This is a genomic window from Mariniflexile jejuense (assembly GCF_042675665.1).
In the GTDB taxonomy this organism is placed as follows: Bacteria; Bacteroidota; Bacteroidia; order Flavobacteriales; family Flavobacteriaceae; genus Mariniflexile; species Mariniflexile jejuense.
The window spans coordinates 519,012-543,274 of record NZ_JBHTJI010000042.1; the positions used below are offsets into that span (position 1 = coordinate 519,012).

Annotated in this window: 24 protein-coding genes and 1 tRNA gene; 10 read left to right on the forward strand and 15 right to left on the reverse strand. The window is 32.0% G+C overall.

The features are described 5' to 3' along the window. Positions 1–43 precede the first annotated feature (43 nt). The 7 genes from ACFQ1R_RS15490 to trkA all read right to left on the reverse strand — a co-directional run bounded on the left by ACFQ1R_RS15490 (position 44) and on the right by trkA (position 5,379). Positions 44–1,165: an AI-2E family transporter gene (locus tag ACFQ1R_RS15490; protein WP_379927182.1), complete on the reverse strand. Its 1,122-nt coding sequence runs from the start codon at positions 1,163–1,165 to the stop codon at positions 44–46. A gap of 108 nt (positions 1,166–1,273) precedes the next feature. Then, positions 1,274–1,459 (reverse strand): CsbD family protein, encoded by a 186-nt coding sequence (locus tag ACFQ1R_RS15495; protein WP_379927183.1) that lies wholly within the window; start codon positions 1,457–1,459, stop codon positions 1,274–1,276. Between the two features lie 12 nt (positions 1,460–1,471). After that, a complete protein-coding gene (locus ACFQ1R_RS15500) occupies positions 1,472–1,678 on the reverse strand; it encodes a hypothetical protein (protein WP_379927184.1) in 207 nt (68 codons plus the stop codon). Positions 1,679–1,771: 93 nt separating this feature from the next. Beyond that, complete coding sequence (locus ACFQ1R_RS15505; RefSeq protein ID WP_379927185.1) at positions 1,772–2,062, reverse strand: hypothetical protein; 291 nt, start codon at positions 2,060–2,062, stop codon at positions 1,772–1,774. 3 nt (positions 2,063–2,065) lie between these two features. Further along, positions 2,066–2,317 (reverse strand): hypothetical protein, encoded by a 252-nt coding sequence (locus tag ACFQ1R_RS15510; RefSeq protein ID WP_379927186.1) that lies wholly within the window; start codon positions 2,315–2,317, stop codon positions 2,066–2,068. Positions 2,318–2,516: 199 nt separating this feature from the next. Further along, the gene (locus tag ACFQ1R_RS15515; RefSeq protein ID WP_379927251.1) at positions 2,517–4,013 is read right to left on the reverse strand and encodes a TrkH family potassium uptake protein; all 1,497 of its coding nucleotides are present in this window, start codon (positions 4,011–4,013) and stop codon (positions 2,517–2,519) included. Between the two features lie 16 nt (positions 4,014–4,029). Further along, positions 4,030–5,379, reverse strand: coding sequence for a Trk system potassium transporter TrkA (trkA, locus tag ACFQ1R_RS15520; protein ID WP_379927187.1), 1,350 nt, complete (start codon positions 5,377–5,379; stop codon positions 4,030–4,032). A 168-nt stretch (positions 5,380–5,547) separates the two neighbouring features. Here trkA and ubiE point away from each other — a divergent pair, with 168 nt between their 5' ends. Both ubiE and porT read left to right on the forward strand, forming a co-directional pair. Beyond that, positions 5,548–6,273 (forward strand): bifunctional demethylmenaquinone methyltransferase/2-methoxy-6-polyprenyl-1,4-benzoquinol methylase UbiE, encoded by a 726-nt coding sequence (ubiE, locus tag ACFQ1R_RS15525; protein WP_379927188.1) that lies wholly within the window; start codon positions 5,548–5,550, stop codon positions 6,271–6,273. Between the two features lie 4 nt (positions 6,274–6,277). Further along, positions 6,278–7,006, forward strand: a complete 729-nt coding sequence (gene porT, locus ACFQ1R_RS15530) for a type IX secretion/gliding motility protein PorT/SprT (RefSeq protein ID WP_379927189.1) — start codon at positions 6,278–6,280, stop codon at positions 7,004–7,006. A 58-nt stretch (positions 7,007–7,064) separates the two neighbouring features. On the opposite strand, the gene ACFQ1R_RS15535 is transcribed toward porT, so the two are convergent. Continuing rightward, complete coding sequence (locus ACFQ1R_RS15535; RefSeq protein ID WP_379927190.1) at positions 7,065–7,784, reverse strand: TrmH family RNA methyltransferase; 720 nt, start codon at positions 7,782–7,784, stop codon at positions 7,065–7,067. 265 nt (positions 7,785–8,049) lie between these two features. On the opposite strand from ACFQ1R_RS15535, the gene tamL reads away from it, so the two are divergent. The 8 genes from tamL (at position 8,050) to rpe (ending at position 18,103) form a co-directional block, all read left to right on the forward strand. Next, a complete protein-coding gene (gene tamL, locus ACFQ1R_RS15540) occupies positions 8,050–10,587 on the forward strand; it encodes a translocation and assembly module lipoprotein TamL (protein ID WP_379927191.1) in 2,538 nt (845 codons plus the stop codon). Positions 10,588–10,719: 132 nt separating this feature from the next. Beyond that, positions 10,720–11,787, forward strand: a complete 1,068-nt coding sequence (gene fbaA, locus ACFQ1R_RS15545; protein WP_379927192.1) for a class II fructose-bisphosphate aldolase — start codon at positions 10,720–10,722, stop codon at positions 11,785–11,787. Between the two features lie 242 nt (positions 11,788–12,029). Next, on the forward strand, positions 12,030–12,887 hold the full coding sequence (gene accD / locus ACFQ1R_RS15550; RefSeq protein ID WP_379927193.1) for an acetyl-CoA carboxylase, carboxyltransferase subunit beta: 858 nt from the start codon (positions 12,030–12,032) through the stop codon (positions 12,885–12,887). A gap of 164 nt (positions 12,888–13,051) precedes the next feature. Then, entirely contained in the window at positions 13,052–13,321 is a 270-nt protein-coding gene (gene rpsO, locus ACFQ1R_RS15555; RefSeq protein WP_379927194.1) for a 30S ribosomal protein S15, read from the forward strand. Between the two features lie 159 nt (positions 13,322–13,480). Beyond that, complete coding sequence (locus tag ACFQ1R_RS15560) at positions 13,481–15,736, forward strand: polyribonucleotide nucleotidyltransferase (RefSeq protein WP_379927195.1); 2,256 nt, start codon at positions 13,481–13,483, stop codon at positions 15,734–15,736. A gap of 118 nt (positions 15,737–15,854) precedes the next feature. After that, positions 15,855–16,229: a hypothetical protein gene (locus ACFQ1R_RS15565; protein ID WP_379927196.1), complete on the forward strand. Its 375-nt coding sequence runs from the start codon at positions 15,855–15,857 to the stop codon at positions 16,227–16,229. A gap of 166 nt (positions 16,230–16,395) precedes the next feature. Then, positions 16,396–17,259, forward strand: a complete 864-nt coding sequence (locus tag ACFQ1R_RS15570) for a sigma-70 family RNA polymerase sigma factor (protein WP_379927197.1) — start codon at positions 16,396–16,398, stop codon at positions 17,257–17,259. A 181-nt stretch (positions 17,260–17,440) separates the two neighbouring features. Beyond that, positions 17,441–18,103, forward strand: coding sequence for a ribulose-phosphate 3-epimerase (rpe, locus tag ACFQ1R_RS15575; protein ID WP_379927198.1), 663 nt, complete (start codon positions 17,441–17,443; stop codon positions 18,101–18,103). Here rpe and ACFQ1R_RS15580 read toward each other — a convergent pair. The 7 genes from ACFQ1R_RS15580 to ftsA form a co-directional block, all read right to left on the reverse strand. Further along, on the reverse strand, positions 18,100–18,516 hold the full coding sequence (locus ACFQ1R_RS15580; RefSeq protein WP_379927199.1) for a CBS domain-containing protein: 417 nt from the start codon (positions 18,514–18,516) through the stop codon (positions 18,100–18,102). The genes rpe and ACFQ1R_RS15580 overlap by 4 nt on opposite strands. A gap of 36 nt (positions 18,517–18,552) precedes the next feature. Beyond that, positions 18,553–18,972, reverse strand: a complete 420-nt coding sequence (locus ACFQ1R_RS15585) for a CBS domain-containing protein (RefSeq protein WP_379927200.1) — start codon at positions 18,970–18,972, stop codon at positions 18,553–18,555. Positions 18,973–19,050: 78 nt separating this feature from the next. Further along, complete coding sequence (locus tag ACFQ1R_RS15590; RefSeq protein WP_379927201.1) at positions 19,051–19,902, reverse strand: zinc-dependent peptidase; 852 nt, start codon at positions 19,900–19,902, stop codon at positions 19,051–19,053. Positions 19,903–20,190: 288 nt separating this feature from the next. Continuing rightward, positions 20,191–20,264 (reverse strand) — tRNA-Arg (locus tag ACFQ1R_RS15595). 28 nt (positions 20,265–20,292) lie between these two features. Further along, positions 20,293–20,742 carry a GatB/YqeY domain-containing protein gene (locus ACFQ1R_RS15600; RefSeq protein ID WP_379927202.1) on the reverse strand — a complete coding sequence of 150 codons (450 nt, stop codon included), beginning with the start codon at positions 20,740–20,742 and terminating at the stop codon, positions 20,293–20,295. A gap of 162 nt (positions 20,743–20,904) precedes the next feature. After that, positions 20,905–22,875: a cell division protein FtsZ gene (gene ftsZ / locus ACFQ1R_RS15605; RefSeq protein ID WP_379927203.1), complete on the reverse strand. Its 1,971-nt coding sequence runs from the start codon at positions 22,873–22,875 to the stop codon at positions 20,905–20,907. 65 nt (positions 22,876–22,940) lie between these two features. Then, entirely contained in the window at positions 22,941–24,260 is a 1,320-nt protein-coding gene (ftsA, locus tag ACFQ1R_RS15610; RefSeq protein ID WP_379927204.1) for a cell division protein FtsA, read from the reverse strand. Positions 24,261–24,263: the final 3 nt, after the last annotated feature.

Here is a 24,263-nt window from a genome sequence, read left to right on the forward strand (position 1 = left end):
ATTGTAAAGTTAAGAAAGCATTTTGTTTTAGCCTTAATTTATTTTAAGATACCTGTTTTGCTTTTCTTATGCGTTTCCATTTTTTTAAACGCATTGTGGCTTTACTTTGCAAATGTTTATCAATTGGTTCGCCTATTAAAAAACCATAAGCTTCAAAACCAGGTGTATTATCAAAAATTATTTTTAAGGTTGCGGTAATTGGTAATGCTAAAACCATACCTGTTATACCCCAAAGCATAGAAAATACAATTAATGATGTTATTACCACAAACGCATTAACACTTACCTTTGAACCCGTAATTTTTGGTGTTATAAAATTACCTTCTAAAAATTGAATGAAGCCAAAAACAGCAATAACACCAAAGGCATACCACGCTGTATCTTTAGTTGCCAAAGCTATAATTGCAGGCAATAACGACCCAATAATTACACCTATATAAGGAATTAACAATAAAAATGCTGCTAAAAAACCAAAGAAAAATGGGTTGCTTATTCCTAAAAGCAGTAAGCCTAAACTGTTTAAACAGCCAACTATAATAATTACTTTTATTAAACCTAAAAGGTAGTTTTGCTGTATTTGATATACTTTTTTTAAGATGCTGTTTATAAACGATTTTGATTTAGACCTAAAAAGCTTGTACAAAAACGTTCTAAAAAATGCCCTGTAATACAAGAAGAAAAATATATAAATGGGTATTAAAATTAAATCGCTTAAAAGACTGCTTGACTCTGTTAACACTACCCCAACTTTATCTAAGTTATCTTTAATAATTGTTTCTGCCTTAAATTCTTGTTGCGAAAAAAGCCTGTTGTTTCCAATATTGAATGAATGCTCTAAACTGTTTACCGATTTATGAAATAATTCACCAAGCTTTTGCGAATACACTTCGCTATTATCCATAAAATACAACAACCGTGTGCTAATTAAGAAGAAAAATAAGGCTGTTAAAACAAATAATATAGCCAACGATGTTAGTGTTGCAAATAGCCGATTACAACGCCACTTTTTTTCAAGAAAACGTTGTATTGGAAAAATCATCACGCTAAATATAATAGCAAATAATATAGGTACTATAAACGGTTTTAATACATATAAAATAAAAACCACCGCAATAAGCGACACTAAACTTAAAGCACTGTGATTTGTGTAATTTTTTGCATTCATATATTGGTTTTTAAAATTAAAAAACTGTCTAGAAGTTACTTGCTACATAATTAAACTAACCAACCAAACTATTATGCAATGTAACTATTCTAGACAGTTTAAAGTTTTCTATAAATCTGAAATAATTTTATGTACTTCATCTTTCGTTTTGCCAAGTTTTTCCTGTAATCTGCCAACTAATTCATCTTGTTTTCCTTCAGCTAAAAGCAAATCATCATCAGTTAATGATGCATATTTTTGTTTTAGTTTACCTTTTAACTCGTTCCAGTTTCCTTTAATTTGTGTTGTGTTCATCGTTATAATTTTTTAAGATTTTTTACCACCAAAAAAACTAATAAGCAATGCTACAAGGCCTAAACCTATAGTTATATACGCATTAGTATTATCTTGTTTTTCTACAAGATCTAAATCGCCAATACTTATTTGGGTTTCTGGAATTATCATGGTATAAATACCATAACCCAGCAATACCACTCCTACTATTATTAAAATTGATTTTACACCTTTGTTCATAGCTTTATTTTTTTGGTTATTAGAGTACGTTACCCTTTGACACAAAGATACTGTAGCACTAAACCTTTGCTGTTACACAATTATTAGGGTTTGTTACAGAATTTTAATAAAGCGCTTAATTAGAATTAAATACATAACAATTGAAGTAATAATTACAATAATTATTGTAAACATTATAGCTTGTTTAGTTCTAGCTATTTTATTTTCTTGTTGAAGTTTTTCTTTAATCTCTTTTAGTTGTTCTGAGGTTGCTTTTAAACTTTTAAACTCAAGTTTTTTACTTTCTTTTCCAGACAAAGTACCTTTTAATTTACTTCTTTTATCTAATAAATCTCTATTACTCTTTAAAGACGCAATCATAGATTGTACAACACCAAAACTCATAACTTACTTATTTAGAATATAAAGAATGAATGAAATAAAAATTAGTAATACAAATCCTGAAACCACATACAGTTTCAAGCGTTTTTGTTTATTTTCATTTTGAATTCTATGTTTAATACTTTCCAATTGCGCTTCTGTAGCTTTAGGAAATTTTTTAAGTTCTATATTAGCATAACTACCCTCTAAAGCTTTGGTCTCTTTTCGTTTTGCTAAAAGGCTACGATTGTTTTTTAATGAATTGTTTGCATCCATCATTGCGCCTTCTCCACCAATAATTTCTAAGTTTTAATTGTGAAACATATAGATTGATAAAAGCATTATAAACAATGCATTTATCATCAAACTAAAAAAAGCTGCTTTGTATATTAGTATATAAATTGTGAGGAATGTTACAATAAGTGGATAAAATAAAAGGTTTTACTCAAGCGTTGTTTGGCATTCCTTAAAGCAAATTTCACATATTACGCCAGAAGAAAGGTGTAAATAAAATAAGTACTGTAAACAATTCTAATCGCCCGATTAACATTAAAAAAGACGACCACCATTGCGCTAGTAAAGGCAATGCAGCATAGTTATTTACTGGCCCGAAATTACCTAGTGCTGGTCCTATATTACCCAAACTGGAAGCTGATAAGCCTACAGCCGAAGTAAAATCGATATTAAACATAGAGAATACCAAAGCACCAATAATAAATGACAGCATATATAGAATAAAAAAAGCTAACACATTAAAAACTATAAATCTGTTTATAGCTTTATTGTTATAACGTACAGGCACAATAGCACTTGGGTGCAAAGTACGTTTAAACTCTAAAAAACCATTTTTAATTAGTATTAAATGCCGAACTACTTTTACACCACCTGCTGTACTACCTGCTGAACCACCTAAAAACATAAGACCAAAAAAGAAAACCACCAAAAAAGGCGTCCACAATGTATAATCGGCAGATATAAAACCTGTAGTTGTGATAACTGTAAGCACTTGAAATAAGGAATGCCTAAACGCGCTTTCGGCTTCGCCCCAAACCATAGGATGATCTATAGAAGATAGAGAAACATCTGCTTTGAAATAAATTATAATTGCAGCTATTGCAGTAAAAACAGCTACAAATTTAAAGTATAGTTTAAACTCTTCATCATTAACTATTTTTTGAACTTTCCCTTTAAATGCAAAATAACTCAATACAAAATTAGAGCCAGCCAAAAACATAAATAGAATAATAATATACTGTATGACAGGTTGGTTATTCCAATAGGCAACACTGGCATTTTTTGTTGAAAATCCACCTGTTGATAAGGTTGCCATAGAATGATTAATAGCATCAAAAAAGGACATTCCAGCAAGCTTTAGCAATATCGTTTCAGCTGCTGTATAGCCAAAATAAATAAGCCACAAACGTTTGGCTGTATCGGTTATTCTTGGGTGCAATTTATCACCACTTGGTCCTGGTGCTTCAGCTGCAAAAAGCTGCATTCCACCTATACCTAATAATGGCAAAATAGCAATAGCAAGTACAATAATTCCCATACCACCTATCCAATGTGTAGTGCTTCGCCAAAACAATACACCTTTAGGTATAATTTCAATATCGTTTAAAATAGAAGCACCCGTTGTGGTATAACCAGACATGGTTTCAAAAAATGCATTTGTAAAGTTAGGAATACTTCCTGTTAACACATAAGGCAATGTACCACAAAGCGACATGATAATCCAACCAAAAGTTACTACTATGTAACCTTCACGCTTATTCATTTCTTTTTTATGTTTATGGGTAAGTAGCATGATTACAACACCAGCAACCAAGGTTAGTATACCCGCTAACGCTATTTGAAATGTTACACCATCTTTATAAAGATAACTAACCAAAGCTGCCAACAGCATAAAACCACCATTAAACAATAATAGTAATCCTAAAAAATGAAAGATGATTTTATAATTAAGTTTCAACAGCTATTCTATTTAATATTTATAGAAATAATTTTTCAACACGCTTAATGGATTGAAGTAAGCTACATACAACCACGCGGTCGCCTTCTTGAATTTTAAAGTTACCAAGTGCTATCATTCCAACACCATCTCTAATAACGCCTCCAATAATAGCATCTCTAGGGAAATCGATTGATTTTATTGTTTTATTACAAACCGCAGAAGTGCTTTTTACTACAAATTCCAATAATTCTGCATTAAAATTGTTTAGTTTCGTCATAGCTACAACTTCGCCTCGGCGTATGTATCTAAAAATATTATTAGCTGCTAATAATTTCTTATTTACCAAAGTATCAATTCCAATAGAATGTGATAATTCAAAATAATCCATATTTTCAACCAACGCTATGGTTTTTTTTACGCCTTTAGATTTAGCTACTAAACAAGACATGATATTGGTTTCAGAATTATCGCCAACAGCTATAAACGCATCCATATCACTAATGTTTTCTTCATCTAGTAAATCTACGTTACGTCCATCACTATTTATTACCAGAACTTTATTTAATACTTCGGCAAGCTCAAAAGACCTATCTCTATTTCCTTCTAAAAGCTTAACATTAAAGCCCTTTTCACTTAAATCTCTAGCTGTTTTGTAACCAATTAAGCTTCCTCCTAAAATCATAACATTTTTAATGGCTCGATTAACTTTTCCTGTAAGTCTACAAAGTTCATCTGCACCACCTTCAGAGGTTATAAAAACAACATTATCACCACGCTTAAATTTAGTATCGCCTCGTGGAATAATGGTGAATTGTGTACCAAAACGCTGTATTGCAATGGGTACAAAGTGTAATTCCGGAAAAATTTCAGCAGCTTCTTTTACTGTTTTTCCAACGAACGATGCCGATCTAGATAGTGTTAAGCCTGCCATGGTAAGCGCACCATTTTCAAACTCATAATTTTCGTTAAATGATGACTGTTTTAATGATAATTCAATTTCTGAAGCGGCAAGTGCCTCAGGTGAAATGAGTTCATCAATACCAAACTTAGTAAAGCCAACTTCGTCTTTATAATGTATAAATTCGGTATTTGAAATTCTTGCAATGGTACGTTTAGAGCCTAATTGTTTTGCTAAAACACACACTGTAATATTGGTGGTTTCGCTTGAAGTTACGGCTATAAACAAGTCGCTTTTATCAATACGCGCTTCTTTTAATATTGCAATAGAGGTTGCATCACCTTTAATTACCCTAATATCTAAATGTGTATCAGCATACGCTAAACTTGTTTTATTTGGGTCTATTAATGTAATTTCTTGAGATTCGTAAGATAACAACTTAGCTAAATGAAAGCCTACTTCACCAGCACCAGCAATAATTATTTTCATTAATTTAAATTCATATAAAGTATTGCAATATAGTATAAATTAAGTATAAACCTAAAAGTTAAAAATTGAAAAAGTTAAACCAAAAACCAAAAACCAAACCTCAACAACATTTTAATTACTGTTTTAAAGTAGAAATAAATAATGTAGATTTGCCAAAAAAACAAAGCATTGACTAAAATTAAGCCTTACAAAAACAGCGATTTAGGAAAAAAAGAACAAGTTACTCAAATGTTTGATACCATTTCTGGTGATTATGATGGGTTAAACCGTGTTATTTCCTTTGGTATAGATATTAAATGGCGTAAAAAAGTAGTTAAAATAGTAAAAGAAACTAATCCGGATACTATTTTAGATATTGCAACTGGAACAGGCGATTTAGCAATTAATTTAGCCGAAACCAATGCTACAAAAATTGTAGGTTTTGATATTAGTAGCGGCATGCTAGAAATAGGCAAGCAAAAAGTTAAAAAGAAAGCTTTAGAAAGCAAAATAGACATGATTTTAGGCGATAGCGAAAACATGCCTTTTGATGATAATAGCTTTGATGCCATAACAGTAGCTTTTGGTGTGCGTAATTTTGAAACTCTTGAAAATGGCTTAAAAGAAATTTATAGAGTTTTAAAACCTAATGGAACATTTGTAATTTTAGAAACCTCTGTACCAACCAAAACGCCTTACAAACAGGGTTATAAATTTTACACCAAAAACATTTTACCACTTATTGGAAAAGCGTTTTCAAAAGACAGAAGTGCCTATAAATATTTATGTGAATCGGCTTCTGTTTTTCCTTATGGCGAAGCTTTAAACAATATTTTACGTAAAATTGGGTTTATAAATGTTGAAGATTTTCCGCAAACCTTTGGCGTTGCAACAATCTATAAATCGTCAAAATAAAACTATGAAGCATTTTTTTGCATTACTATCTATTTTATTCATTATTGAAACTTCTAATGCACAGCTATTTAGAAAAGAAAAAGTAACTTATGATGCTAACCAAGGACGAGGTTCTACCGATAATAATTTATTACGATGGGGCTATTTTTTAGGCATTAATAATTACGATTTCAACTTTGATTACAATGATGATTTACGCGATATTTACGTAAAACGTAGCCCAGGTTTTAGTGTAGGTTTAATAGGAAATTTACGCATTAACGATTATTTAGATTTGCGTATGGAACCTGGTTTATTAATAACAACCAGAGAACTTTACTATAGCCAATCCTACTTTCAAGGTACAGCTTTTACAGATGTCGATTTGGTTCGCGAAGTTAAATCAACATATATACACTTACCTTTATTGTTAAAAGTTTCAACCAAACGCATCAATAACTTTAAACCTTTTGTTGTTGGAGGTATATCTACAGCCTTAAATTTATCAAGTAATGAAGATAACCCCGATGATAATGCTAATGGGCAATTTAGAACAACCAAAAACAACTTATATTACGAACTTGGTTTTGGTATCGATTTTTACTTGTACAACTTTAAATTCACACCATCTATTCGCGGTCTTTTCGGTATTAATGATGAATTAATACATGATGAAGATCCAAATAGCCCATGGACAAGCAACATAAACAGCATGAAAAGTAGAGGTGTTTTTATAAACTTTACGTTTCAATAACTGCTTATTTTTTTATTGTTTACAACCTATTCAGCTTAACAACTTACTCCTAAACAACTCACTGTCGTCTAAATTCACTCAACAAAATAGCAGTTGCAGTAGCTACATTTAAACTTTCGGTAGCTTGTAAATCGCCATATCTAGGAATGGCTATTTTTTCGGTTATAATAGCTTCTATTTCTTTTGAAACACCGTTAGCTTCATTACCCATAACCAAAATTCCTTTTTCGGGTAATCGTTTCTTGTAAACCGTTTCACCTTCCATAAAAGCACCAAAAACAGGCAACTCTGCTTCCTTTAAAAATGTGGTTAAATTAATGTAATTTATATTAACACGTGCTATAGAACCCATAGTAGATTGTATTACTTTTGGATTAAAACAATCTACAGTTTCAGTACTACAAACCAATTCTTTCACTCCAAACCAATCGCAAAGTCTAATAATAGTTCCTAAATTCCCTGGATCTCTAACAGCATCAAGTGCCACAACAAGTCCATTTGTTTCAATAGCTTTTGGCTTGGGTATTTTAAAAATTGCTAATGCTGTATTGGGCGTTGTTAAAAAACTAATTCGCTTTAAATCACTTTCTGAAATTAAAACTTCAACTTTGGCATCAATATTGAATGTTTCTGTCGTATATAACGCATGAAGCTTTAAATGAGATTGCAAAAGTTCTTTGATGGTTTTAACACCTTCAACAACAAAAAAACCATGCTGCTGTCGTTGTTTTTTTTGCTTTAAACTGGTTATTAATTTTATCTGGTTTTTAGAAAGCATATTAGTATATTAGAGTGTAATTTTTTATAAAGAAATGAAAAATGCAGTGGTTTGCATCTCAATTTTTTTAAATATTTTTTTCAATAGAAATAATGTATTTTTGAATTTGCAAAACGTATTTTTTAATTTAAGCACTTAAATAAAACCTGTTTCGTTTAATTAATTTTAATATCATTTAAAATGAGTCTTAAAAAACTCTGTAAAATAATCCAATTATCAATATGCGAATTACATCTGTCCAATTTAAAAAAATAGAAATTAGCAGATGAAACTACAGCTCTCAAAAATACTACTTTTAGTTTTAGTTACAGCCTACTTCTTTTCTTGTGATGCTGTAAAACGAGTTCCTGAAAACAGTTATTTACTTAATAACAACAAAGTTTTAGTAAATGGCAAAAAAGAACAAACCGAAACCATAAACAACTTATTATACCAAAAACCCAACAGCAAAATTCCTGTTATTGGCATGCCGCTACGTTTGTTTATATACAACATGGCTCGAAACAAAAGAGATTCTTTATTTGAGGCTTGGTTAGATAAAAGCCCTAACCGTAGAGCTAGATTAACCAAACGACTATCAAAAAAACAACTTGATAAACTTAAACAATCGGCAATTGGATTTAATAATTGGTTACGAAAAACGGGCGAAGCACCAGTAATAATTAGTGAAGAAAAAGCCGAAAAATCTGTTAAAAGACTAGAAGATTACTATATAAATAATGGTTGGTTTGATGTAAAAGCAAACCATACCATTTTGAAAACTGAAAAAAAACGGGCAGATATAGAATATACTGTTGAAACTGGTAAACCGTTTATACTAGATAGTATTTCAGAAAAAATAAAATCACCCATAATTGATTCATTGTATCAAAAATTTAAAAAGTATAGTATAGTTAAGCAAAACGAACAGTACAAATCCTATAATTTTTCACAAGAACGCGAACGTATTGCTAATGAATTGCGCAATTCTGGTGTGTACCATTTCAATCAAGATTATATTAATTTTGAAATGGATACTATTGGTACAAATAAGAAAGTTAATGTTGAAGTTCAAATTCAAGATAGAGCTATTAGAACTCAAGATTCGGTTAAACGCGTACCTTTTAGCATATACAAAATTAAAGATGTTAATATTATAACCGACTACACGTTTGAAAACAGAAACAAACCTTTTCAAGATTCTATAACTTTTGAAGGCTATAAAATTTACAGCTACAACAAAATAAAATATAGAGCAAAAGCATTGGCAGATGCTGTATTTATTACACCAAATACAATATTTAAAGATAGTGATAGAACTCTTACTTACAGACACATAAACGAACTACGCACATTTAAATACCCAAATATTGAATACATTGAAAATTCAGATAATACTCTAACGGATACTATTAGACTTACACCGTTAAAAAAATTCAGCTTAAGTTTCAGTACAGATGCTTCAACTAGTAATATTCAAACCATTGGATTCTCATTAAACCCAAGTTTATTAATTAGAAATGTTTTTAGAGGCGCAGAAACTTTAGAGTTATCGGCTATTGGTGCCATTGGAGCTTCAAAAAGTGGATCAAGAAACAATGTTAACGACCCATTTTTTGATATTAACGAAATTGGTGCTAATTTAAAATTAACCATACCCAGATTCTTTTTTCCGTTTAACACAGAAAAAATTATTCCTAAATACATGTCGCCAAGTACTAGAATTAGTTTGTCTACCACCAGTCAAACCAACATAGGTTTAGATAAACAAACCTTTAGCGGTATTTTTAATTATAACTGGTCGCCTTCAAGCAAAGTTACAAACAGACTTGATGTATTTAATATTCAATACGTTAGAAATCTAAAAGTTGAAAATTATTTTAAAATTTATGAAAATTCATTTAATTCGTTAAACAACATAGCGCAAAATGTTAATTACATAAACCCAAATGAAAATTTAAACATCCCAACCGATACGAATGCTTTTTTAAGTTATGCCTTAAACACGCCTACTCCTAATGAAATATCACCAACACAATTGGCAACCATTAGCAGTATTAACGAACGTAAAAACAGATTAACCGAAAACAACTTAATATTATCATCAAGTTTTAGCTTAACAAATGATGAACGAACCAATTTATTTGATGACGATTTTTCAATTTTCCGCTTTAAGTTAGAATTGGCAGGAAATATTCTTTCAAGTTTATCAAGTGCCATCGGGCTTAATAAAAATTCTGATAACCGTTACGAACTTTTTAGCGTTGCCTATTCGCAATACGTAAAAACCGAATTTGATTATATTAAACACTGGAATTTAGGTAATAAAAACATACTTGCCACCAGAAGTTATTTTGGCATTGCCATACCTTATGGTAACTCTAACAACATACCATTTTCAAAAAGTTTCTTTGCTGGCGGACCAAATGATAACCGTGCTTGGACAGCGTATCGTTTAGGACCAGGAAGCTCTGCCTCTAGCAACGAGTTTAATGAAGCAAATTTAAAATTAGCATTAAGTGTAGAACAACGCTTCAATATTTTCGCAAATTTAAACGGTGCTATTTTTGTAGATGCAGGAAACATTTGGAATGTATTAGATGATGTAACCGACACAAATGCAACATTCTCAAATTTTAGCTCTTTAAAAGATATTGCTGTTGGTTCAGGTTTTGGATTACGCTACGATTTTAGCTTTTTTGTTTTTCGTTTTGATATTGGCTTTAAAACCTACGATCCTTCATACCAAAACCAAAACCGTTGGTTTAACGACTATAATTTTTCCAACGCTGTTTACAATATTGGTATAAACTATCCTTTTTAAAGCTTCAATAAGTATTTAAAAACTATAACGTTTTAGTGCCTTTTTAATATTTTAAAGACTACAAATGGTTCCTAAATATTTAAAAAATGATTACTTTTGAAACTTACAAACTAAAATCAAAATCAAATAATTATGGGACACAACATAAAACCAGGAGTTGCCACAGGACAAGAAGTTCAAGCCATTTTTAAACTAGCAAAAGAAAAAGGTTTTGCTTTACCTGCTGTAAACGTAATCGGTTCAGATACCATTAACGGTGTATTAGAAACTGCAGCTGCTTTAAATGCGCCTGTAATTATACAATTCTCTAATGGTGGTGCACAATTTAATGCAGGAAAAGGTTTAAATAACGATGGGCAAAAAGCAGCTATTGCTGGTGCTATTGCTGGTGCAAAACACGTTCATACATTGGCAGAAGCTTATGGTGTTCCTGTAATTTTACATACAGACCACTGTGCAAAAAAATTACTTCCTTGGATTGATGGTATGCTAGATGCTAGTGAAAAACATTTCGCTGAAACCGGAAAATCACTTTTTAGTTCTCATATGATAGATCTTTCAGAAGAACCAATTGAAGAAAACATTGAAATTTGCAAACAATACCTTGCACGTATGAGCAAAATGGGAATGACTTTGGAAATTGAATTAGGTATTACTGGTGGTGAAGAAGATGGTGTTGATAACAGCGATGTTGATGATTCTAAACTATACACACAACCTGAAGAAGTTGCTTATGCTTATGAAGAATTAAGTAAAGTAAGCGACCAATTTACAATTGCTGCTGCTTTTGGAAATGTACATGGTGTTTACAAACCAGGAAATGTAAAATTAACTCCGAAAATTTTAAAAAATTCTCAAGATTATATATCTAAAAAATACGGTGTTGGTCATAATCATATCGATTTTGTATTCCACGGTGGTTCTGGTTCTTCAGTTGAAGAAATTCGCGAAGGTATAAGCTACGGTGTCATTAAAATGAATATTGATACCGATTTACAATATGCGTTTATGGCAGGAATTCGTGATTATATGGGTAGTAAATCTGAATACTTAAAAGGTCAAATTGGTAACCCTGAAGGAGATGATTCACCAAACAAAAAATATTACGATCCACGTGTTTGGTTACGTGAAGGTGAAAAAACATTTATTGAGCGTTTAAAACAAGCGTTTCAAGATTTAAACAATGTGAATACACTATAAAACAATTGTATTATTAAGTTATAAAAATCCTGTTTAAAGCAGGATTTTTTCATTTATAAATACTTACAAAAAATTATTTCACCAATAAAAAAGGTAAGGTGTTACACCAAAATTAAAATAAAACTTTAATTTTGTAATCTAGCTTTTGGCTTTAGCTATGTTAAAAAAAAGCCTAAAACCCTAACAAATAACGATATAAGGTTTTAAAATCTGAAATCGTAAATTATAAATCGCGAATCATTATGTCTTGGTTTAAAAGAAAAACAAAAGGAATTACAACCACAACTCAAGAAAAAAAAGATACCCCTAAAGGGCTTTGGTATAAATCGCCTACTGGAAAAATAGTAGATACTGACGAACTTGAAAAAAACTTCTACGTAAGTCCAGAAGATGGCTACCACGTTAGAATTGGTAGTAAAGAATATTTCGAAATTCTTTTTGATGACAATAAATTTAAAGAGTTAGATGCCAACCTAGAATCAAAAGACCCATTAAAATTTATTGACACTAAAAAATATCCAGATCGCTTAAAATCGGCTCAAGAAAAAACACATTTAAAAGATGCTATTCGTGTTGGTGTAGGCAAATCTAAAGGAAAAGATCTTGTTGTAGCTTGTATGGATTTTGCGTTTATTGGTGGTTCTATGGGAAGTGTTGTTGGTGAAAAAATTGCACGTGCTGCTGATTATTCATTAAAGAAGAACATTCCTTTGATGGTAATTTCAAAATCTGGTGGCGCACGCATGATGGAAGCTGCATTATCGTTAATGCAATTAGCAAAAACATCAGTAAAATTAGCTCAATTGGCAGATGCTGGTATTCCTTACATTTCATTATGTACCGATCCAACTACAGGTGGCACAACCGCTTCGTTTGCTATGTTAGGTGATATTAATATTGCTGAACCTGGTGCTCTAATTGGGTTTGCTGGACCTCGTGTTGTGAAAGATACTACTGGAAAAGATTTACCAGAAGGTTTTCAAACATCAGAGTTTTTACTAGAACATGGTTTCTTGGATTTTATAACCTTAAGAAAAGACCTGAAAAACAGAGTAAATCAGTATTTAGATTTAATTTTAAATCAGCCTTTAAGAGCTTAATCATAATTTCAATTTACAAAGCTCATTATCAATGAGATTTAAATTCAAATCAAGATTTAAAACTTTTTAACTTTAAACTTTAAACTTTAAACTCAAAAACACTATATTTGCCGCTCGAAAGATAGACTTTCGTGTACATAAAAATTATTTACAACAATATTAGCATGTATTTAGCAAAAGAAGTAGTAGAAGGTATCTTCGCAAAACACGGTAAAGGAGCAAACGACACTGGTTCTGCAGAAGGACAAATTGCGTTATTTACGCACAGAATTAACCACTTAACTGAGCACTTAAAAAAGAATCGTAAAGATTATAACACAGAGCGTTCTTTAGTGAAATTAGTAGGAAAGCGTCGTGCTTTACTAGATTACTTAACTAAGAAAGATATCTTAAGATATCGTGCCATAGTAAAAGAATTAGGATTAAGAAAATAAGAAAAAGAGGCTTTTTAGCCTCTTTTTTGTTTAAAAAATAACTCTGCGTAGAGTATAAACACGTTTTGAAGAAGCTTATTATAGTTTTTCATTGGTCAACACACAACAACTACACACAACAACACAACGACCATTGTTTAATTAGAATTAAAAAAATTTATGATTCCAAAAGTTTTTAGAGAGGTTATAGACCTTGGTGATGGAAGAACAATTTCCATCGAAACCGGAAAATTAGCAAAACAGGCACATGGTTCTGTTGTTGTGCAATCTGGAAAATGTATGTTGTTATGTACAGTTGTTTCCAACTACCAACAAAGTGATGTTGACTTTTTACCTTTAACGGTAGATTACAGAGAAAAATTTGCTGCTGCAGGAAGATACCCAGGTGGTTTCTTTAAAAGAGAAGCAAGACCGAGTGACGGCGAAGTTTTAACGATGCGTTTAGTAGACCGCGTTTTACGTCCGTTATTCCCAAAAGATTATCATGCTGAAACGCAAGTAATGATTCAGTTAATGTCTCATGATGAAGAAGTTATGCCAGATGCTTTAGCAGGTTTAGCTGCTTCAACAGCGATTCAATTAAGTGATATCCCTTTTGAAACACCAATTTCTGAAGTACGCGTGGGAAGAATTGATGGTAAATTCATCATCAATCCAACACAGTCTCAATTATTAGAATCTGATATCGATATGGTTATTGGCGCATCTGCCGATTCTGTAATGATGGTTGAAGGTGAGATGAAAGAGATTTCGGAAGAAGAAATGGTAGACGCTATTAAGTTTGCGCATGATGCTATTAAAGTACAATGTGCTGCTCAAATTAAATTAGCTGAAGCTTTTGGAAAAAAAGAAACTCGTGAATACGAACCAGAGCGCGAAGATGAAGCTTTAGCTAAAAAAGTTCATGACTTAACATACGATAAAGTATATGCTGTAGCAAGAGCTGCATCGGCAAAACACGAGCGTAGTGCTGCTTTTGAAGCTATTAAAGAAGAAGTGAAAGCTACTTTTACTGAGGAAGAATTAGCTGATTTTGGCGGATTAGTTTCTAAATATTTCTACAAAGCTGAGAAAAAAGCGGTTAGAGATTTAACTTTAAATGAAGGTTTACGTTTAGATGGACGTAAAACAACCGACATCAGACCAATTTGGTGTGAAGTTGATTATTTACCATCAACACACGGTTCTTCAATCTTTACACGTGGAGAAACGCAAGCATTAGCTACAGTTACTTTAGGAACATCTAGAGAAGCAAACCAAATAGATATGCCATCTTTTGAAGGTGAAGAGCGTTTCTATTTACATTACAACTTCCCTCCTTTTTCAACTGGTGAAGCACGTCCTTTAAGAGGAACGTCTCGTCGTGAAGTAGGACACGGTAACTTAGCACAACGTGCATTAAAAGGTATGGTACCTGCAGATTGCCCTTATACAGTAAGAGTTGTATCAGAAGTATTAGAATCTAACGGGTCGTCTTCTATGGCAACAGTTTGTGCTGGTACAATGGCGTTGATGGATGCTGGTGTTCAAATTAAAAAACCTGTTTCTGGTATTGCAATGGGATTAATTTCTGATGCTGAAACAGGAAAATATGCTGTGTTATCTGATATTTTAGGTGATGAAGACCACTTAGGTGATATGGACTTTAAAGTAACTGGTACTGCCGATGGTATTACTGCTTGCCAAATGGACATAAAAGTTAAAGGGCTTTCGTACGAAATTTTAGTAAATGCTTTAAAACAAGCACAAGCTGGACGTTTACACATCTTAGGCAAATTAATTGAAACCATTGCACAACCAAATGCAGATGTTAAAGCACATGCTCCAAAAATGATTACGCGTGTAATTCCTAATGCGTTTATTGGTGCATTAATTGGACCTGGTGGAAAAGTAATTCAAGAATTACAAAAAGCTACCAAAACAACGATTGTTATTAATGAAGATCCAATTACTGAAGAAGGTATTGTTGAAATTTTAGGTACTAACCAAGAAGGTATTGATGCTGTATTAGCTAAAATTGATTCGTTGTTATTCAAACCAGAAGTTGGCGGCACTTACGAAGTAAAGGTGATAAAAATGCTTGATTTTGGTGCTGTTGTTGAATATACAGATGCTCCAGGAAATGAAGTTTTATTACACGTAAGCGAACTAGCTTGGGAACGTACTGAAAACGTAACGGATGTGGTTAATATGGGTGATGTTTTTAACGTAAAGTATTTTGGTATTGATCCAAAAACACGTAAAGAAAAAGTATCTCGTAAAGCATTACTAGAGAAACCTGAAGGTTATGTTGCTAGACCGCCAAGAGAGAATAACGACCGTGGTGGACGTGATAATAACAGAGGTAGAGATAATCGTGGACGCGATAATCGCAGAGACGACAGAAAACAAAGAGAAGACAGAAAAGACGATTAAGTTTTTTAATCTATAAACTCAAAAAACCGCTTCAAAATTTGAAGCGGTTTTTTTATACCCAAATGTTAAACCCTGTTAAATATTTGCTTTTCTCTATATTTTCACTATATTATATGTTATGATATACGAAGACAAAGAGAAATATTCCGACATTTTAGAAACCTCCATTTCCTATTTAGAAAATAGAGGTTATGAAAACATTAAAGCTGATATTAAGGGTTACGAAACCCCAAAATCGTACACAAAAGCCGGAAGCAATATCACCATTACACCAGATATTGTAGCTGAAAAAGAAGGTAGAAAACATTATTTTGACATTAGTTTAAAATCTGAAAAACCAAATCTATTAAAATCTAAATGGTTATTTCTTAATGCATTAAGCAACCTAAAATCTTCAAGGTTTAGATTAATTACAGCTAAAGGACATTATGCGTTTACGCAAGAAATGCTTGAAGCTACCAACATTAACAAAAATTCGTTAATAAAAATCTAAAAAACGCATTCAATTATAGTAATGAAACTCGAGTGACATTTTCACAAGTATTGGGTCTAAATATAAAATGCTAAAAAATAAATATTTTTTTGTAACATTTTTTAATATTTAAACGTATAACTACTGAATAACAATATTCACCTTAAAACTTACAGGAGAACTTTAGATGAGACAACTTAAAATTACGAAGCAGGTTACCAATAGAGAAACCGCTTCGTTAGACAAATATCTTCAAGAAATTGGAAAAGTTGACTTAATTACCGCAGACGAAGAAGTAGAATTAGCACAACGCATTAAAGCCGGAGATCAACGCGCTTTAGAAAAGTTAACTAAAGCTAATTTACGTTTCGTTGTATCGGTGGCTAAGCAATACCAAAATCAAGGTTTAACATTACCAGATTTAATTAATGAAGGTAACTTAGGTTTAATAAAAGCCGCACAACGTTTTGATGAAACTCGTGGTTTTAAATTTATATCGTATGCTGTTTGGTGGATTCGTCAATCAATTCTTCAAGCCTTGGCTGAACAATCACGTATTGTACGTTTACCTTTAAACAAAATTGGTTCTATTAACAAAATTAATAAAACGTTTGCTTTTCTTGAGCAAAGCCATGAACGTCCACCTTCTGCAGAAGAAATTGCAAAAGAATTAGACATGACAATTAACGATGTTAAAGAGTCCATGAAAAACTCTGGTCGTCACGTAAGTATGGATGCACCTTTAGTAGAAGGTGAAGATTCAAACTTATACGATGTATTAAATAGTGGTGAATCGCCAAACCCAGATAGAGAATTATTACATGAATCACTACGCACAGAAATTGAACGTGCTTTAGAAACATTAACACCTCGTGAAGCAGATGTAATTCGTTTATATTTTGGTTTAGGAAACCAACACCCAATGACTTTAGAAGAAATTGGAGAAACGTTCGATTTAACTCGTGAGCGCGTACGTCAAATAAAAGAAAAAGCTATTAGAAGATTGAAACATACTTCTAGAAGTAAAATATTAAAAACATATTTAGGTTAGTAATTTAACAAAATTACGACTAAATTACAGTAACAAACAGTTACACATAACTGTTCGTTTTTTGATTGATGAAAGAACCCTCGGCTGATTACCGAGGGTTTATTTTTATTCTAACTTTATTAAGAGACAAAACTTAAAAGACTTTTCTATATTTGCAAAAACTTTATAACACACCTTTATAATGAGTTCTAAATTAATTGCACCTTCACTACTTGCTGCCGATTTTGCCAACCTGCAACGCGATATAGAAATGGTAAACCAAAGTGAAGCAGATTGGTTTCATATAGATATTATGGATGGTGTTTTTGTACCAAATATTTCTTTTGGTATGCCAGTGCTTCAAGCTATAACAAAACATACAAAAAAAACGGTTGATGTACATTTAATGATTGTTGAACCAGATAGATATATTAAAACATTTGCCGATTTAGGGAGCGATATTTTAACCGTACATTATGAAGCTTGCCCACATTTACACCGCACACTACAGGCTATAAAAGCTGAAGGGATGAAAGCAGGTGTTTCTTTAAACCCACACACCAGCGTAAATCTTTTAGAAGATACTATAAACGATATTGATTTAGTACTAATTATGAGTGTAAATCCAGGTTTTGGTGGTCAAAGTTTTATTGAAAACACTTATGATAAAGTGAAACAACTTAAAGAACTTATTAAACGTAAAGGAGCTTCAACCATTATCGAAATTGATGGTGGTGTTACCACTGCAAACGCCAAAGCACTTACTGATGCTGGTGCCGATGTTTTAGTTGCTGGTAGTTTTGTATTTAAAAGCGCCAACCAACTTGAAACAATAAAGGAATTAAAAGCTATTGCGAATTCTTAATATTGTTTTATAAAATAGTTTAGCAAATCGGTAGTTGTTACAATACCAATCAAAATAGAATCATCTACAACTGGTAATGCATGAAACTCATTTTTAGCTAAAATTTCTGCAGCTTCTTTTATAGTTGTTTTGCTAGTTATACTTATTACATTTTTAGTCATAACTTGTTCGATAGTAAAGGAATTATAAACTATAGAATCCACATTACATTCATCTTCAGCCAGATCAGAATAACTAATTCTTAACAAATCCGAATAACTTAACATACCAATAACAGACTCTGAATTCACAACAGGAATATGTCTTATTCTTTTTGATTTAAACAATTTTTCGGCATATTGCAAATCATCATCCAAAGTTAGTGCAATAACATGTTTACTCATTATTGTTTCTATGGGTGTTTCACTTTTCATTTTATTTAATTTAAACTGAATATTAGATTGAATTAATTAAAATTGTGCTAATAAATATTTAATAAGATCGGTGGTTGTTACAATACCTACTAGTCGGTTATTATCTACAACTGGTAAAGCATGAAATTCTTTTGTAGCAAGTATTTCAGCAACTTCTTTGATTGAATTTGATGATGAAACAGTAACTATGTGCCGTTTCATAACTTGTTTAATAGTAAACATGTTATAAATTAGTGTATCAGCATGAACATCATCACTATTGGTAATATCAGCAAAACTAAGTCGTAATAAATCTGTATAACTCAACATTCCAACAACAACGTTGGAAGACACAACAGGAATATGCCTAATATGATGCTTTTTAAAAAGCATTTCTGCAGTTTCTAAACTATCGTGCTTCTTAAGGGTAATGACGGGAGCAGTCATTATCATCGAAATTGGTGCTTTTCGTATCATGACTTTTTTATTTAAACTTCACTAAAGTTATTTAAATAAAAATCTAAAAAGTATGACAAAAGTCATTAAAAAAACACATTAATAACCTGCTACCGTAAAATTTAGCATTTGTTTTACTTTACTGTAAATGTTAGGAAATTCAGCTTTAAATAGTTGAGGCGTTTCTATAAAATTTTCAATAATTACTGCTAGAAATTCAAATTGATTGGTGAAAGCATATTTTCTAAAATAGTCTGATTCCAACAATTTATTTCTTAATGTTTCGTTTGAAGCTAGCATTTCAGAAAGCTCTTTAAATGAATCACTAAAAACAGTTGAACTTATATCGCGCTCTTTCATACTATTAATGTGTATGGCATGTGTAAATTCGTGTATTCCTAAATTTATATTATCATTTCCAATAGTATATCCTTTAACAAAATCTTCCCATGAAATAACTAATGTTTCCAATTTAGGATTAAATTCACCTTTATGAAATGCTTTATTTGTATTTGAATAAAACGCTTTTGGATATATTATAATTTTTGAAATTAAGCCAATATAAAAATCGCGAAAGCCAAATGTTAGCATAATTGCTGTTGCAGAAATTAAAACTCGAATCTCTTCGGAAATTAAAATACCATCTCTACCAATAAAATGTTTGTCTTTTATGAAGGATGCAACCCGATGTTCAAAATATTTTTTTTCTTTACTATCAAGCTTTTTGTAAAACTGAAATTGATGCTCTAAAACCTTTTTTTGAACATTGTTTAAACGCCTTAACCTAAAATAAATATGGTTAAATAATGGTTTTTTATGCTTAAGAATATAGCCAACCTCTATCATAACAAACATATTTTTCAAAATAATCCAAATTAATACAGCTAGTAAAATTCCTATCATGATTTTACTACTTAAGTCAAATTCTTTCGCTATTAATACTATTTGCATGAAGTACAAACGTTTTCTTTAAAAATTGATTGTATGTTTAGGCTAAAATACAAAACCTAAACATACAATTATTAAGTTGATTATGTACTAAATAATAAATGAAGATTAATTAAATGATGATATTTAGCAAATAGCTATATGCTGAAAATAAAAAATCTCTGTTTACAAATTCAAGCAAGCTTGATTTGAGGGATTATATTTCCCAAAGCATTCCGCTTTGAAAATAAAAAATCTCTGTTTACAAATTCAAGCAAGCTTGATTTGACACAGAGATTTTTTATTTATTCGTGACCACGAAGGGATTCAAACCCCCGACCGCTGGAGCCGAAATCCAGTGCTCTATTCAGCTGAGCTACGTGGCCATAATTCCTGCGAAAGCGGAAATCTATTTTAAGACAATTTAGCCTTTACAATATTTGAAATGGTTTTGCCATCTGCTTTTCCTGCAAGTTCTTGACTTACAATACCCATAACTTTGCCCATATCTTTCATGCCTTCTGCACCTACCTTAGCAATAGTATCTACAACCACTTTTTCAATAGCTTCATCACTCATTGCTTCTGGTAAAAACTGACTTATTACTTCAGCTTCTGCCAACTCGGGTGCTGCTAAATCTTCGCGTCCTTGACCTATGTATATTGCTGCACTATCCTTACGTTGTTTTACTTGTTTTTGTAGTATTTTAAGCTCTTGGTCTTCTGTTAATTCTTCCTTTGCGCCACTTTCTGTTTGAGCCAATAAAATAGCCGATTTTACAGCTCTTAAAGCTGTTAAAGCTGTTTGATCTTTAGCTTTCATAGCTTCTTTTAACGCATCCATTATATTTTGTTGTAAACCCATAATGATATTTTTATTAGAGGTGCGAAGATATAAAAAAGTAAGCAGTCTTCAATCTATAGTTTTAAGTTAAAATATATTAGATTCCTGCTCTCGAAGGAATTAAAAACCCGAAAAGCTGAGGGAAACTTTTCGGGTTCATAACTAAGTAAGGCTAGTAAAATTTTAATCTACATTATCATGTAAAAATGAATTATTGCTTCTTATTTGGATATCATCATTATCATCTGTTCCAACGCTTGATCTTGAAAAATCGGTTTCAGATGAATGTTTTGCATCATCTAAATTAATGCCTTGGCGTTTGTATGCTGGAACACGCTCTATATCATCAATTTTTGCGTTATTGAATTTATAGTTGAATTCTTTCATTTTGCGTCTGCGTTCTTCTGCACGTTCTTTTAGCAATTCTGAAATAGGACTATTCATTGGATCTATTTCATCTTCTATATTTTCTTCTTGAACTGGTGCTTTTACAACTTTCTTTTCAAAAACAATTTCTTGATCAAAAGCCTCTATAGTTTCATTTGGTTTTTGCTGTTTTTTGTTCATTGAAGATTCTATTTCAATATAATCTTCTAAAGCATAACGCACATCACCTTTTTCGTTGGTTTCATTTACAGGAATTAACTCAACATAATCTTTAACCGAAATATCTTTTACTTCGTCATTTAATTGAAACAAGGTTATATTATTTTCAGCTTCATTTTCTTCCTCTGCAAAAGGCATATCGAAAGTTAATGTGATTTGTTGTTCTTCCTCAATATAATCTGAAACTACTTCAATATCAGCAATATCTTTGTCTGCTTTAGACATTCTTGTTACTGGTTTTATGATGAAATCGTCTTCCTCTTGAATGGTAGCACTTACTTCTTCATAAACAACTTTTATGTTTTTTATAAGTTCTGAAGTTGGAATTAAATCGATATTATGGTCTGGTTTTGAAGTTTCAACTTTAATTTCAGCTTTAGGCGTTTCTTCTTCTATATCAAAATCTAAAGTGTGCTTAACAATTGTTGGTTCTTCTTTTTCTGTTTTTAATTCTATTACAGGTGCAATAATTACAGGTTCTTTTTCTTTTGAAACAACATCTATATGGTCGCTAAGTGAGTGTACTACTTTTTTAGCTTCGGTATTTGAAATTTCGTCTTGTTGTTCTATGTTGAAACCTGTTGCTATAATAGTTACTGATATTGACTCTTCTAAAGTTTCATCTTCACCAACACCCATAATAATATTTGCACCATGACCAGCTTCACTTTGAATGTGGTCGTTTATTTCACCTATTTCATCAATGGTGATTTCGTGTGTTCCTGAAACTATTAGCAGCAATACATTTTTAGCTCCAGTAATTTTATTATCGTTTAATAATGGTGAATCTAAGGCTTTGCGAATAGCATCTTGCGCACGACTTTTACCTGATGCTAATGCAGAACCCATAATTGCAGTTCCGCTATTACTTAATACGGTTTTAGCGTCACGTAAATCGATGTTTTGTGTGTAATGGTGTGTAATTACTTCGGCTATACCACGAGCAGCTGTAGATAGCACTTCATCTGCCTTTGAAAATCCTGCTTTAAAACCAAGATTACCATACACTTCGCGAAGTTTGTTGTTGTTAATTACAATTAATGAATCGACTACATTTCTTAAGTTTTCAATACCAATTTGCGCTTGTTCAATTCGCATTTTACCTTCAAACTGAAATGGCATAGTAACAATACCTACGGTTAAAATATCTAAATCTTTAGCCATTTTAGCGATTATTGGTGCTGCACCAGTACCTGTACCACCACCCATACCAGCAGTGATAAATACCATTTTGGTATTAGAATCTAGCATGTTTGAGATGTCTTCAAAACTTTCAACTGCCGATTCTTCACCAACTTGAGGGTTTGCACCTGCACCTAACCCTTCGGTTAAGTTAAGTCCTAATTGAATTTTGTTTGGTACGCCACTATTTTGAAGTGCTTGTGCATCTGTATTACAGATGTAAAAATCGACTCCTTTAATGCCTTGTTGGAACATGTGGTTAATAGCATTACTGCCGCCACCGCCAACACCAATAACTTTAATAACATTTGATTGATTTTTAGGTAAATCAAATGCGATACTTGCGAATTCTTTTTTGCTGCTCATAAATTCTGTTTTACTGGTATTATACTTTAATTATTACTTTTATTTTTTGCTCAATGGATGTATTATTACTCGGCGTTATCTAAAAAATCTTTAACACGCTCAGTTAATTTATCTAAAAACGAACGACGTTCTTTTTTAGGTTTTTCTTTGATGTCTTCTACAGGTTTTACTTCGTCTACTTCTTTTGAAGCTTTTTTTATTTCTTGTTGTTCAATTTTCTTTCTTTCATTACGCTTCAAACCGTCTAAAACCAAACCAACAGCTGTTGCGTAAAGTGGACTTGTAATATCTTCATCACTATCGCCAGCCAAATGCTCGTTAGGATATCCAATTCTGGTATCCATACCTGTAATGTATTCTACTAATTGTTTTAAATGTTTTAGTTGGCTTCCACCACCTGTTAAAACAATACCTGCAATTAGTTTTTTCTTTTGTTCTTCGTGCCCGTAGTTTTTTATTTCAACATATACCTGTTCAATAATTTCAACAATGCGTGCATGAATTATTTTTGAGAGATTTTTAAGGGTTATCTCTTTTGGCTCTCTACCGCGTAATCCAGGAATAGACACAATTTCGTTATCTTTATTTTCTCCTGGCCATGCTGAACCAAATTTTATTTTTAATAATTCGGCTTGTTTTTCAATAATTGAACAACCTTCTTTTATATCTTCAGTAATCACATTACCTCCAAATGGAATAACTGCTGTATGACGAATAATACCGTCTCTAAAAATGGCTAAATCAGTCGTTCCACCACCTATATCAATAAGTGCTACACCTGCTTCTTTTTCTTCTTGACTTAATACAGCATTTGCTGATGCTAATGGTTCCAAAGTGATACCTTCTAAGTTTAAACCTGAACTTTGAACGCATCTGCCTACATTTCGTATAGATGACACTTGACCTACTACTACGTGAAAATTGGCTTCCAACCTACCACCATACATACCAATAGGTTCCTTTATTTCGGCTTGCCCATCAACTTTATATTCTTGTGGTAGTACATGTATAATTTCTTCACCGGGAAGCATAACCAATTTGTGTACTTGGTTTATAAGTCTATCAATATCATCTTCATCAATAACCGTTTCTGAATTAGCTCTTGTAATGTAATCACTGTGTTGCAAGCTTCGTATGTGCTGCCCTGCAATACCAACGGTAACGCCTTCAATTTTAATATCAGAAGCTGCTTCTGCTTCTTGAACTGCTTGCTGTATGGATTGAATGGTTTGCGTAATATTATTTACAACACCACGATGTACACCTAAACTTTTAGATTTACCTATACCTAAAATTTCGACTTTACCATAGTCGTTTTTACGACCAATCATAGCCACAATTTTAGTGGTTCCTATGTCTAATCCTACTGCTAAATTATGCTCCATAGC

Bases quoted from the DNA above. Each gene is read 5' to 3' on its own strand.
- ACFQ1R_RS15490 (WP_379927182.1), bottom strand. From the start codon at position 1,165: ATGAATGCAAAAAATTACACAAATCACAGTGCTTTAAGTTTAGTGTCG.
- fbaA (WP_379927192.1), top strand. From the start codon at position 10,720: ATGGGACACAACATAAAACCAGGAGTTGCCACAGGACAAGAAGTTCAA.
- ACFQ1R_RS15580 (WP_379927199.1), bottom strand. From the start codon at position 18,516: ATGAAAAGTGAAACACCCATAGAAACAATAATGAGTAAACATGTTATT.
- ACFQ1R_RS15505 (WP_379927185.1), bottom strand. From the start codon at position 2,062: ATGAGTTTTGGTGTTGTACAATCTATGATTGCGTCTTTAAAGAGTAAT.
- rpsO (WP_379927194.1), top strand. From the start codon at position 13,052: ATGTATTTAGCAAAAGAAGTAGTAGAAGGTATCTTCGCAAAACACGGT.
- tamL (WP_379927191.1), top strand. From the start codon at position 8,050: ATGAAACTACAGCTCTCAAAAATACTACTTTTAGTTTTAGTTACAGCC.
- accD (WP_379927193.1), top strand. From the start codon at position 12,030: ATGTCTTGGTTTAAAAGAAAAACAAAAGGAATTACAACCACAACTCAA.
- ACFQ1R_RS15565 (WP_379927196.1), top strand. From the start codon at position 15,855: ATGATATACGAAGACAAAGAGAAATATTCCGACATTTTAGAAACCTCC.
- ACFQ1R_RS15585 (WP_379927200.1), bottom strand. From the start codon at position 18,972: ATGATACGAAAAGCACCAATTTCGATGATAATGACTGCTCCCGTCATT.
- ftsZ (WP_379927203.1), bottom strand. From the start codon at position 22,875: ATGAGCAGCAAAAAAGAATTCGCAAGTATCGCATTTGATTTACCTAAA.
- ACFQ1R_RS15495 (WP_379927183.1), bottom strand. From the start codon at position 1,459: ATGAACACAACACAAATTAAAGGAAACTGGAACGAGTTAAAAGGTAAA.
- ftsA (WP_379927204.1), bottom strand. From the start codon at position 24,260: ATGGAGCATAATTTAGCAGTAGGATTAGACATAGGAACCACTAAAATT.
- porT (WP_379927189.1), top strand. From the start codon at position 6,278: ATGAAGCATTTTTTTGCATTACTATCTATTTTATTCATTATTGAAACT.
- ACFQ1R_RS15590 (WP_379927201.1), bottom strand. From the start codon at position 19,902: ATGCAAATAGTATTAATAGCGAAAGAATTTGACTTAAGTAGTAAAATC.
- ACFQ1R_RS15535 (WP_379927190.1), bottom strand. From the start codon at position 7,784: ATGCTTTCTAAAAACCAGATAAAATTAATAACCAGTTTAAAGCAAAAA.
- ACFQ1R_RS15560 (WP_379927195.1), top strand. From the start codon at position 13,481: ATGATTCCAAAAGTTTTTAGAGAGGTTATAGACCTTGGTGATGGAAGA.
- rpe (WP_379927198.1), top strand. From the start codon at position 17,441: ATGAGTTCTAAATTAATTGCACCTTCACTACTTGCTGCCGATTTTGCC.
- trkA (WP_379927187.1), bottom strand. From the start codon at position 5,379: ATGAAAATAATTATTGCTGGTGCTGGTGAAGTAGGCTTTCATTTAGCT.
- ACFQ1R_RS15510 (WP_379927186.1), bottom strand. From the start codon at position 2,317: ATGATGGATGCAAACAATTCATTAAAAAACAATCGTAGCCTTTTAGCA.
- ACFQ1R_RS15600 (WP_379927202.1), bottom strand. From the start codon at position 20,742: ATGGGTTTACAACAAAATATAATGGATGCGTTAAAAGAAGCTATGAAA.
- ACFQ1R_RS15500 (WP_379927184.1), bottom strand. From the start codon at position 1,678: ATGAACAAAGGTGTAAAATCAATTTTAATAATAGTAGGAGTGGTATTG.
- ACFQ1R_RS15570 (WP_379927197.1), top strand. From the start codon at position 16,396: ATGAGACAACTTAAAATTACGAAGCAGGTTACCAATAGAGAAACCGCT.